Annotated in this window: 10 protein-coding genes; 6 read left to right on the top strand and 4 right to left on the bottom strand. The window is 36.2% G+C overall.

The features are described from left to right. Positions 1-401 precede the first annotated feature (401 nt). Together BUC21_RS15615 and BUC21_RS15620 are read left to right on the top strand one after the other, a co-directional pair. Positions 402-1,286, top strand: a complete 885-nt coding sequence (locus BUC21_RS15615) for an OmpA/MotB family protein (protein ID WP_073404134.1) — start codon at positions 402-404, stop codon at positions 1,284-1,286. A 246-nt stretch (positions 1,287-1,532) separates the two neighbouring features. Further along, positions 1,533-3,596 (top strand): beta-galactosidase, encoded by a 2,064-nt coding sequence (locus BUC21_RS15620; RefSeq protein WP_073404136.1) that lies wholly within the window; start codon positions 1,533-1,535, stop codon positions 3,594-3,596. Between the two features lie 141 nt (positions 3,597-3,737). On the opposite strand, the gene BUC21_RS15625 is transcribed toward BUC21_RS15620, so the two are convergent. Continuing rightward, positions 3,738-4,232 carry a GNAT family N-acetyltransferase gene (locus BUC21_RS15625; protein WP_073404138.1) on the bottom strand — a complete coding sequence of 165 codons (495 nt, stop codon included), beginning with the start codon at positions 4,230-4,232 and terminating at the stop codon, positions 3,738-3,740. A gap of 351 nt (positions 4,233-4,583) precedes the next feature. Between BUC21_RS15625 and BUC21_RS15630 the strand changes: the two genes are divergently transcribed. Together BUC21_RS15630 and BUC21_RS15635 are read left to right on the top strand one after the other, a co-directional pair. Next, positions 4,584-5,903 carry a TolC family protein gene (locus BUC21_RS15630; RefSeq protein WP_073404140.1) on the top strand — a complete coding sequence of 440 codons (1,320 nt, stop codon included), beginning with the start codon at positions 4,584-4,586 and terminating at the stop codon, positions 5,901-5,903. 25 nt (positions 5,904-5,928) lie between these two features. Further along, positions 5,929-6,963: an HlyD family secretion protein gene (locus BUC21_RS15635; protein WP_073404142.1), complete on the top strand. Its 1,035-nt coding sequence runs from the start codon at positions 5,929-5,931 to the stop codon at positions 6,961-6,963. Here BUC21_RS15635 and BUC21_RS16670 read toward each other — a convergent pair. Further along, a complete protein-coding gene (locus tag BUC21_RS16670; protein ID WP_245797144.1) occupies positions 6,960-7,274 on the bottom strand; it encodes a hypothetical protein in 315 nt (104 codons plus the stop codon). The two genes, BUC21_RS15635 and BUC21_RS16670, sit on opposite strands and share 4 nt — an antisense overlap. On the opposite strand from BUC21_RS16670, the gene BUC21_RS15640 reads away from it, so the two are divergent. After that, positions 7,273-8,547 carry an efflux MFS transporter permease gene (locus tag BUC21_RS15640; RefSeq protein WP_245797146.1) on the top strand — a complete coding sequence of 425 codons (1,275 nt, stop codon included), beginning with the start codon at positions 7,273-7,275 and terminating at the stop codon, positions 8,545-8,547. The two genes, BUC21_RS16670 and BUC21_RS15640, sit on opposite strands and share 2 nt — an antisense overlap. A 163-nt stretch (positions 8,548-8,710) precedes the next feature. On the opposite strand, the gene BUC21_RS15645 is transcribed toward BUC21_RS15640, so the two are convergent. Then, entirely contained in the window at positions 8,711-8,893 is a 183-nt protein-coding gene (locus tag BUC21_RS15645; RefSeq protein ID WP_073404146.1) for a 4Fe-4S binding protein, read from the bottom strand. A 5-nt stretch (positions 8,894-8,898) separates the two neighbouring features. Next, a complete protein-coding gene (gene trxA / locus BUC21_RS15650) occupies positions 8,899-9,369 on the bottom strand; it encodes a thioredoxin (RefSeq protein ID WP_073404148.1) in 471 nt (156 codons plus the stop codon). Between the two features lie 358 nt (positions 9,370-9,727). Here trxA and BUC21_RS15655 point away from each other — a divergent pair, with 358 nt between their 5' ends. Next, a complete protein-coding gene (locus BUC21_RS15655) occupies positions 9,728-10,654 on the top strand; it encodes a metallophosphoesterase family protein (protein WP_139261486.1) in 927 nt (308 codons plus the stop codon). Positions 10,655-10,736: the final 82 nt, after the last annotated feature.

Below are 10,736 nucleotides of genomic sequence, written 5' to 3' on the forward strand. Positions count from 1 at the left end.
ACAAATAACCCATTTCGTTTGTAAGCCTGAATAGGAATGACACTTATTTCGCTTTTCGAGTAAAGCACGCTTTCATCAAATAGCCTATGGATAGACTTTATATGTCTCATAATTTATACTATATATTTTGAAAATCTATAAGGTAGTTTTGTGCAATCCTTGGTTAATGGATTTTATTTATTGGCGAAAGAATTTTATTTGTTGAGGTTTGTTTCGTTCGGGGGCATAGTTCTATTAATTATATCTAGTAAAAAGCCAATTTAACAATTTAAATAATCTAATGATTGTTACTATTTGATAATAAGTTCTGTTTTGATATATATTTTATGTATCTTTCGATTCCTTAAACTTAAAATATCGCAATAGTGCATATAATTGAAACAAATTTAAAATCAACAATAATGAAACATTCTGTTTTTTCGTTGTCAGTTCTGACAGTATGTATATTGTTTACAAGTTGTGTAAGCAAAAAGCAGTTTGCCGGTTTGCAGTCCGATTATAATAAACTACAGACTGAAAACAGTGATTTAAGAAAATCTTACCAGGATACTAAAGAGCAATTGGTAGAGAGTCGTACAAATGCTAAAAGTCTGGAAGATCGTTTGGCTGAGGCTCGAAGAAATAATGAAGAAATTCGTTCCTCTTATGCTGCTTTGCAAGGATCGCTCGACAAGAGTTTGCAGCAAAACTCTCAGGGGAATATAAACATTTCCAAGTTAGTAGATGAAATTAATGCTTCCAACCGTTTTATCAAACAATTGGTTGAAACTAAGACTAAGTCTGATTCACTTAATCTGGTGTTGAGCAATAACCTGACACGTTCATTGAGCCGCGAAGAACTAAAAGAAGTAGATATTCAGGTCTTGAAAGGTGTAGTATATATCTCATTGGCAGACAATATGCTTTATAAATCTGGTAGCTATGAGGTGAATGAAAGAGCCGGTGAAACTTTAAGCAAGATTGCTAAGATCATAATGGATTACAAAGATTATGACGTTCTTATTGAAGGTAACACTGATACAGATCCTATTACTCGTGCTAATATCCGTAACAACTGGGATTTGAGTGCTTTGCGTGCTTCATCGGTTGTTCAGGTTTTGCAAAACAGTTACGGCGTTGATCCAAAACGTCTGACTGCAGCTGGTCGTGGTGAATTCAATCCGATTGCAGATAATAACTCTGCTTTAGGAAAGCAACGTAACCGTAGAACGCAGATTATTATTACTCCTAAGCTTGATCAGTTTATGGAACTTATTGATAAGGCACCGGAATCATCAAATAAGTAATAATTCAGATGTAATAGATGCAGAATAATTTATTATGGAATCAATAATAACAAAGGAGTTGTCGGTAAAAACCCGGTAGCTCCTTTGTTATTTAGAATCTGTCTCTATCTTTCAATAGAGAATTTTAATTATATTTGCACAACGAAAAATCTTTTCGACTGGCACATAGAATAATTATCTGCATTGACAAAAGATTCTTTTAAATACATATACCTTAGTAAAACCACGTTAATCAAAATCTGCTATATGAAAAAGAATATTGCATTGTTCCTTATTTTGTGTGGAACATTCTTCCAGTTTCTGAATGCACAAAGTTTTAAGTTCACTACTCCTTTGTATGGCGCTGCGTATTATAGTGAATATACACCGACCGACAGACTGGATGAGGATATTCGTTTGATGAAGGAAGCTCATCTTTCAGTTGTTCGCGTTGGAGAATCAACATGGTCTTTGTTTGAACCTCGTGAAGGCGAATTCAAGTTTGAATGGATGGATCGTATTCTTGATCATTTGAATAAAGCCGGAATCAAAGTGATTTTGGGAACTCCCACTTATTCAATTCCGGCATGGATGGCAGAGCGTTATCCTGAAGTGTTATCTCAAAAGACAAACGGAGGTCAAAGTTATTATGGTATTCGTCAGAATATGGATATCACAAATCCCACTTACTTGTTTTATTGCGAACGTATCATTCGCAAGATGATGGAACATTTTGCCAAGCATCCGGCTATTATTGGTTATCAGGTAGATAATGAAGTTGAGCCACGTGGCATTAATAATCATGATTATTTTGTTGGTTTTCGCAATTACATAAAAAAGCAGTTCAACAATGATTTAGATTCACTGAACCGTGCATGGGGATTGAACTATTGGGGAATGAATATCAATAATTGGGAAGAATTTTATGCGCGCGATGGAGTTACGAACCCTTCTTACAAAGTGGCATGGGAACGCTGGAACCGTAAATCAACAGCCGATTTCCTGAACTGGCAAATAGATATTGTGAAACAGTATAAGCGGGATGATCAGTTTGTTTCCCATTGTTTTATGCCGTATTTCAGAAATATTGATCAGGTGGAAGCATTCAGGCAGATGGAATATCCTGCAATCAATGTTTACTATACCATGCAGGATGCTCAGGATGGACAATGGATTGGTTATGCCAGCGATTATATGCGTAAAGTTTCTAAGAATGGGAATTTCCTTGTAACTGAAACAAATGCGCAGGGCACAGGGTGGGATAGTAAAGACCAGTATCCTCCTTATGACGGTCAACTGAGACAAAATATGTATAGCTTCCTTGCCGGTGGAGCCAATATGGTGGAGTATTGGCATTGGAGTACGCTGCATTACGGACAGGAAACTTATTGGCGTGGCATTCTTGGGCATGACATGCAACCTAACCGCGTGTACCGTGAGTTTCAAAAAGGTGCAAAAGAGCTTGATAAAATAGGGGCTAAGTTGGTTAATCTAAAGAAGAAAAATAAAGTTGCTATATTATACAGTCACGATTCCGGGCAAGGTTTACAGTTTATGCCTTATACTAACGGGGATAATTACAAGGATTACATGGTTTATGAATCTTTGTACCGCCAAAACATAGAGTGCGATATTATTCCTTGCGATAAGATAACCGATTTTAGTGGGTATGATATGTTGGTGATACCTCCTTTGTATGTGGCAGCGGATAGTTTACTTAATAAGATTTCTGATTTTGTGAAAAGAGGTGGCGAAGTAGTTATGTTCTATAAGAGTGGTTACTGCAATGAGCATTCGGCTGTACGACCTACATTGGCTCCCGGACCTTTAAAAGATGTTTGCGGATTTACTTATCAGGAATTCTCTACAATTAATAAACTAAATCTGAAAGCAAACGAGCTTGGAGCTAATGATAATACAGTAAATACCTGGTTTGAATTCCTTCAGCCCACTACAGCCAAACCTTTGGCATATATTGATCATCCTTTCTTCGGGAAATGGCCTTGCATTACTGAAAACTCTTATGGTAAAGGACATCTTATTTATCTGGCTACAGTTCCTTCACAGGACTTATTGCAGAAGATTGTAGCTCGTGCAGCCAATCGTATTGGTCAGTTACCTTTTAATGGAAAATATCATTATCCTATTATTATGCGTTCGGGTATTAATGGTAGCAAGAAGAGCATTCATTATATCTTCAATTATTCTGCAGAGGAAAAGAGTATTGAATATCCTTTTGCTGACAGCCGTTCTTTACTTGACAACCAATCGTTGAAAAAAGATAGCCGGGTTACTATTGAGCCATGGGGAGTTGTTATTGCCGAAGAGTAAAATGATGAATATAGAATATTCGATATTTATGTTCGTTGGAGTTGTTATTGCTTAAGAATAAAGAGATGCAACTGATTTAACTATCTTCCAAGGTTGGTCTCTTTTATTCTGAAAGCTTTTCAAGTACGGGCAGGCATTATATTATTCTTGCCCATACTTTTGAAAAGCCACTCTTGGTGAGCCGTTCGCTAAATAGATAACGCCACACTCGGTATATCCATCCTTTTTAAGAACCGATTGCATTACCCAATTATCGTGATGTGTATCTACACGGATATTATTGCACTGCTGAAAACACCATTCCAGACAATAGGTACCGATTCCTTTTACTTTACCACTTGTTGCCAAACGATGAACCACTCCGTAAGGCTCGTCATTAAGCCATTGACCGTTTTCAATATAAGCATAAGTAGGGTCATTCCCTTTCCAGAAACAGAAAGTAGCAACAATTTCTCCAGAATCGTCTATACATACGTAACTGTTACCGGCTGCAATATCATTCTCAACTACTTCACGAGAAGGATAACCATCAGTCCACTGGTTCATATTACCAGTATTCCGCATAATAGATCTGGCAAAATCAAAAACTTCCAGTTGCTTGTCAATATCGGTTGATGCGGCTTTTCTAATCTTCATAAAACAAATATTAATTATTAGCTTATTCGTTTTTCTTTGTTTGCAAATGTATATAAGAATATTTTATATCCGGTGTTCTTATGTTTTTTATATGTTAATTTATATTATAATATTAGCCTGCTAGGGTTACAACTTATCATTTATAAATTTACCTTTGCAGCGGTTTTAAGCCTCGTCTAAGGGACGATTCTTTTTATAATATGAAGATTAGACTATACAATACCTTCTCATTAAGATATAGGAATAAGTTGCACAAATTTCATTCATGGGGTGTTGCCGCAACACACTAATTAGTTCTTGAAGAACTTCTATATATAAAATCTAATTATTTTTTATAAATCATTTTTATTTATGAGTAAAAAAATAGTGCTCATAACGGCATTTATTGTGTCGTTATGTGTCCAGCAATTGTATGCTCAGGATAGCTTTTGCTATACCTTGGGCATTGATGAAATGTTCCGTCTTGCCGACGAAAATAGTAAGAGTATTCGTACTTTCGATACAGGTATTGAACAGGCAAAAGAGGGAGTAAAAGTGGCAAAGAATAATATGTTGCCAAGTATTGATGCGGGACTTTCATTTAGTTATCTGGGTAACGGATATATTACTGACCGCAATTTTTCAAATGGACTTAAAGCTGCTATACCTCATTACGGAAACAACTTTTCAATAGATGCATCGCAGGTTGTTTATGCCGGTGGGGCAATTTCCGGAGGAATAGCGATAGCCGAACTTCAACAGCAAATAGCAGAGTTGGATAAAGTAAACAATCAGCAGGATGTTCGCTTTCTTCTTATCGGCTATTATATGGAATTGTATAAACTTGCTAATTATGCGAAGGTATATACAAAGAATATTGAGCAAACCCAAAAGCTTCTGAAGGATATTCGGGCAAAGCAAAAAGAGGGTACTGCCCTTAGAAATGATATTACCCGTTATGAGCTGCAGCTGAAGAATCTTGAATTGCAACTTACTAAAGTAATGAATAATAGATTAATCATTAATCATCAATTGATTACTGTATTGGGATTGCCTAAAAGTGCGACTATCGTGCCTGATACAACGATATTGCAAAAGGAACTTACAATATCCGGTGTGGAAGATTGGCAACGGATGGCTTCTTCTTCATTGCCATCTTTACGGAAAATGGAGCTAGGAATTGATGTAAGTAAGCAGCAGGAAACAATTATTAAATCAGAGAAATTGCCTCATATTGCTTTGGTTGCAGCAAATCATCTTGATGGGCCTGTTACTATTGATATACCTGCTATTAACAAAAACTTTAACTACTGGTATGTTGGTGTGGGAGTGAAATATAATCTTGCTTCTCTTTATAAAACAAACAAACAGTATAAACAAGCTAAACTGGCAACTCGTCGTGCGCAGGAGCAATTAGCTTTGGCTAAAGATATGACAGAGAATGAGATTCAGGCAGCATACACTTATTATCTGGAATCTTTTACCGAACTCAATACGCAAGAAAAGAGTCTGGAACTGGCTACTCAGAATTACGATGTGGTTAATAACCGCTATCTGAATGACCTGGCGCTTATAACTGATATGCTGGATGCAAGCAATTCAAAGTTAAGTGCCGAATTGCAGGTGGCTAATGCCCGGATAAACATTCTTTATAATTATTATAAACTGAAAAAGGTTTCAGGAAATTTATAAATCAAACAATTAACATCATAGAGTAATGAATAAGAAAAGAAAAAAGCTAATAAATAATATTGTTATTGCATTTGTAATTTTATGTGGAATAATCTGGGTATGCTCCAGGTTTGTTCATCTGGGAAATGTAGAATATACCGACAATGCTCAGGTTAAACAACTTATTGTTCCGGTAAACTCTCGTGTTCAGGGATTTATCAAAAAGATTTGTTTTGAGGAAAATCAGTATGTACATAAAGGTGATACTTTGTTATTGATTGAAGATACTGAGTTTCGTTTCAGAGTTGCTCAGGCTGAGGCTGATTATCAGAATGCCATATCCGGTAAAACTGTTGCTACTTCATCTATAAATACTACACAAAACAATATATCGGTTTCTGATGCGGGAATTCAGGAAGCTAAGATTCGTATGGATAATGCCGGACGTGAGTATAATCGTTATAAGAATCTGCTTGCACAGGGAGCGGTTACTAAACAACAATACGATAATGTAAAAACAGAATACGATGCTTCGAAGGTTAGATATGAACTACTTAACCGCGAAAAGCAATCTACTGCTCTTGTAAAAACGGAACAAACACATCGTTTAGGTCAGAATATTGCCGGAATTAAACTTGCTGAGGCTGCTTTGGGATTAGCCAAGTTGAATCTTTCGTATACAGTAATCACTGCTCCATGTGACGGAACTACCGGACGAAAGAACATACAGGAAGGTATGTTGATTCAACCTGGACAAGCGTTGGTTGATTTGGTTGATGAAAATGATAAATGGGTGGTTGCTAATTACAAAGAAACTCAGACAGCGAATATCCAGATAGGACAAGAAGTAAATGTTGAGGTTGATGCAATTCCTGATGTCGTTTTTAAAGGTAAAGTAGAATCTATTTCCCAAGCTACTGGAGCAAGTTTTTCTCTTTTCCAACAAGATAACTCATCTGGTAATTTCGTGAAAGTAGAGCAACGTATTCCTGTTCGTATCAAATTTTCTAAAGACAACAGACTAGATCTTTTGAAGCGTCTGCGTGCCGGGATGAATGTAGAATGTGAAGTAAACTATTAATCTATGCACGAAACAGGTCCTTTTTCTATCCCGTCTATCTGTAGCTTTATTCCGGAAAAGTTTCGGCCGTGGATAGTAATAGTTTTCGCGGTTATTTTCCAGCTTTCGGGAGGAGTATATCTGGCGGTAGTCAGTGAAATGGTTGGTTCTACTTCTTTAAGGCGGGAAGATATAACGATGGCAGGTGCCGCCTCGCTAGTAGGGTTGGCATTGGTTTTCTGCGTTATGTTCCGGTTAAAATTTCGTTTTGCATCAAAACCAACTTTGCTTACTTGTGCTACGGGTATTATTGTCTGTAATTTGATTTGCATGCATTCTATCAGTGTGCCTGTTCTTGTGGCCACCAGTTTTGTAGCGGGAGTTTTCAGAATGTGGGGAACCTTTGAATGTAACTCCACCATTCAGCTATGGATTACTCCTAAAAGAGATTTATCCATTTTCTTCTGCTATATCAATCTGATGGTTCAAGGTATGCTTAACTTTACAGGGCTGACTGCTATTTATACCGCATACCTTTCAAAATGGGAATATATGCATTGGGTTGTTATCGGACTACTTGGTTTGATGATGCTAACTACAGTAATTATATTCCGTACTTATCGAGCAATGAAAAAGTTACCACTTTACGGTGTAGATTGGTTAGGCGCTTTTATTTGGGCATTAACAATTCTATGTATTATTTTCGTTTGCGTGTACGGGGAATATTATGACTGGTATAATTCTGAATATATACGAATGGCCACTATAGCAATTGTTGCGCTGCTTGCAACCAATTTATGGCGTGCATCCACCATCCGTCATCCTTTTATTTCGCTGAAAACCTGGACATTCAAAATGGTGTATGTTACGGCTTTTGTTTACCTGCTAGTGTTCATCTTACTTTCGCCGACACACGTTTTGGAGCATCTCTACATGGAACAGATATTAGGATACGATGCTTTGAATCTTGTTTCACTTAATTGGATATCCATTTTAGGTATAGTTACAGCAAGTTTTTTTATGTATAGAACATTTGCTTTAAAAAAATGGAGCTTTAAGAGTGTTACTGTTATTGCATTTGTTGCGATTGTAGGTTATTTAATGATTTTCTATTTTATAATCGATTATAATTTACCTAAAGAAGCACTCATGTTGCCTATCTTTTTAAGGAGCTTTGGTTATGTGGTGCTTGCAATTTGTTTTCTTACGGCATTAACACGCGTTCCTTTTCAGTTCTTTTGGCAGGCGCTGACTATTCAGGCTTTTGTTGATGCTTGCTTTGGCGAATTTTTCGGTGCAGCAATACTAGGCCGTGCCTTGAAATATGTAATGGCAAAGAATGTAATGCTACTGAGTGCAAATTTAGATCATGTAAATGTTTTGGCAAATCAAATGTCTCAAAGTGAACTTTATGGAGCATTACAGCAACAGGCTCTATTAGTTTCTATGAAGGAACTGTATGGTTGGCTTGTAATATTAGGAATATTTTGTCTTCTGGCATTTATGCTGAAAGAAAGCTCACTTCGTCCTAAATTTACTATACATCCAAAGTTCAGAACCATAAGGAGATATATAAAACATGAGCTGAGAGAAAAAATAAATTAGGAATCTGATTATCATCTCCACCCGGGTGTACGACAATTCTCTACCCGGGTGTACAAATCTGGTAGACCCGGGTGGAGAGGCTTTGTACATCCGGGTGGAAGAAAAAGAAATAGCTCAGGAATTCATCATTTCCTGAGCTATTCTTCTATGAAATATTACAGATTTATTTTTTATATACAGCCTGCATACCACAGTATCTGGTACATTTTCCGCATTCAATACACTTCTCAGAGTCAATAACCGGAAGACTGTGTCCGTCCTGAGAAATAGCACCTACAGGGCATACTCTAAGAAGCGGACACCTATGGTTTTGCGGGCATCGGTTTTTGTCAATAGTCAGTGCCATTTTTATTATTTTTTCAGCAGAATTTCGTTAATTGCATCTTTGAATGCCGACTTAGGCATAGCTCCCTGCGCCATTTGTGGCTTACCATTCATTGGGATGAACAATAATGAAGGAATACTGCGAATGCCAAATGCTGCAGCCAATTCTTCTTCTTCCTCAGTGTCTATTTTATAGATATAGATTTTATCACCATATTCGGCAGCCAGTTCTTCCAGGATTGGAGCAATAGTTTTACATGGACCGCACCATGAAGCATAAAAATCAACAATGGCAGGTTTGTCACCTAAATATTTCCATTCGTTAGGATTGGTTTCGTAATCAGCTACTTTCTTTAGAAACTCTGCTTTTGTTAAATGAATTGTTTTCATCTTATTTTCAGTTTTTAATTTATTATCAATTTGTTTATTACTTTGTTGTCCGTTGCACGAGGTAAAAATCAGCCCCGTTATTAGCAATATTAATGTCAGCTTTTTCATTGTTCTTCAGGTTTTCATTGTTTCTCTTCTCCTATATAAACTTATAACTATCTGTTGCTCGAATTAAATAAGTATCCTTAGTTCTAAAAAATAGTCCTTTGGAAATTTGTTCCTTTAGAAAGAACGATGCAAAGATATATGTATTTTCTTATAAAACAAATTTCCTATGGAAAATAATATAATAAAAATATTTAATTGCTTATAAGTACTATTGTTTTTATTGGTAAACTTCTTATTTATCTTATACGGATAATTTATAAATTCGTGAAATGAAGATTATAATTTGCAATTTGCTGTTAAAGTTCTCTTCAAAGATATTACTTTTACAATATTGAAAAATATATTTATTGCCAATAAGATGAAAAAGAACCTATTTTTAATTTTAATTCTATTTGCTGTTTGCACCAGACTGGATGCTCAACAGCTTCGTTACCATCAGGATGGAACATTTAAGATTGTTCAATTTACTGATACACATGTAGTACCCGAAAAAAAAGAATCTCTCGATGCTATTAAATTGATAGATAAAGTACTTGAAAAAGAACAGCCCGATTTAATAGTTTTTTCAGGAGATGTAGTGACTGGTAAGCCTGCCCGTAAAGGATGGGATATGGTGCTGAAACCATTAATTAAAAAAGGTATTCCTTTTATTATAACAATGGGAAACCACGATCCGGAACAAGATCTTACCCGTTCTGAGATTGCAGACATTATAACTGCAGCTCCAAATAATCTAAATAAGAAAAGTGATAAAGGATTGTCTGATATATCTTTGGAAATACAATCGGCAAAAAATTCTAAAGCAGCATCTCTTATTTATTGTATGGATTCAAATGATTATTCAAAGTTAGACTCTGTGAAAGGATATGGATGGTTTTCTTTCGATCAGGTACAATGGTATCGTCATACAAGTTCTTCTTATACTAAACAGAATGCAGGAAAGCCGCTTCCAGCTTTGGCTTTTTTCCATATTCCTCTTCCTGAATATAGAGAAGCATATAAAAATGAAAAAAACATCCATGCTGGAATTCGCCTGGAAGATGAATGTCCGGCATCTGTTAATTCAGGAATGTTTGCTGCCATGCTGGAAAGTGGAGATATAATGGGAGTATTTGTTGGGCACGATCATGATAATGATTATCTGGCATCACTTTATGGAATTGTTCTTGGTTATGGAAGATTCTCGGGAGGAAGAACTACATATACTGATTTTCAGAATGGTGCACGTGTTTTTTGCCTGAAAGAAGGAGAGAAGGGATTTCTTACTTATATCGGCTCAGTATAAAAAGTTGTGGGATAAGTGTTAATTCTTTATCTTTGAACAATGAATAAAATGAATTCTCCTAGCATCGCTGAAGTTCTATCAT

This window comes from Bacteroides luti (assembly GCF_900128905.1).
GTDB classification, from domain to species: domain Bacteria; phylum Bacteroidota; class Bacteroidia; order Bacteroidales; family Bacteroidaceae; genus Bacteroides; species Bacteroides luti.

Bases quoted from the DNA above. Each gene is read 5' to 3' on its own strand.
- BUC21_RS15645 (WP_073404146.1), bottom strand. From the start codon at position 8,893: ATGGCACTGACTATTGACAAAAACCGATGCCCGCAAAACCATAGGTGT.
- BUC21_RS15630 (WP_073404140.1), top strand. From the start codon at position 4,584: ATGAGTAAAAAAATAGTGCTCATAACGGCATTTATTGTGTCGTTATGT.
- BUC21_RS15635 (WP_073404142.1), top strand. From the start codon at position 5,929: ATGAATAAGAAAAGAAAAAAGCTAATAAATAATATTGTTATTGCATTT.
- BUC21_RS15640 (WP_245797146.1), top strand. From the start codon at position 7,273: ATGCATTCTATCAGTGTGCCTGTTCTTGTGGCCACCAGTTTTGTAGCG.
- BUC21_RS15620 (WP_073404136.1), top strand. From the start codon at position 1,533: ATGAAAAAGAATATTGCATTGTTCCTTATTTTGTGTGGAACATTCTTC.
- trxA (WP_073404148.1), bottom strand. From the start codon at position 9,369: ATGAAAAAGCTGACATTAATATTGCTAATAACGGGGCTGATTTTTACC.
- BUC21_RS15615 (WP_073404134.1), top strand. From the start codon at position 402: ATGAAACATTCTGTTTTTTCGTTGTCAGTTCTGACAGTATGTATATTG.
- BUC21_RS15655 (WP_139261486.1), top strand. From the start codon at position 9,728: ATGAAAAAGAACCTATTTTTAATTTTAATTCTATTTGCTGTTTGCACC.
- BUC21_RS16670 (WP_245797144.1), bottom strand. From the start codon at position 7,274: ATGCAAATCAAATTACAGACAATAATACCCGTAGCACAAGTAAGCAAA.
- BUC21_RS15625 (WP_073404138.1), bottom strand. From the start codon at position 4,232: ATGAAGATTAGAAAAGCCGCATCAACCGATATTGACAAGCAACTGGAA.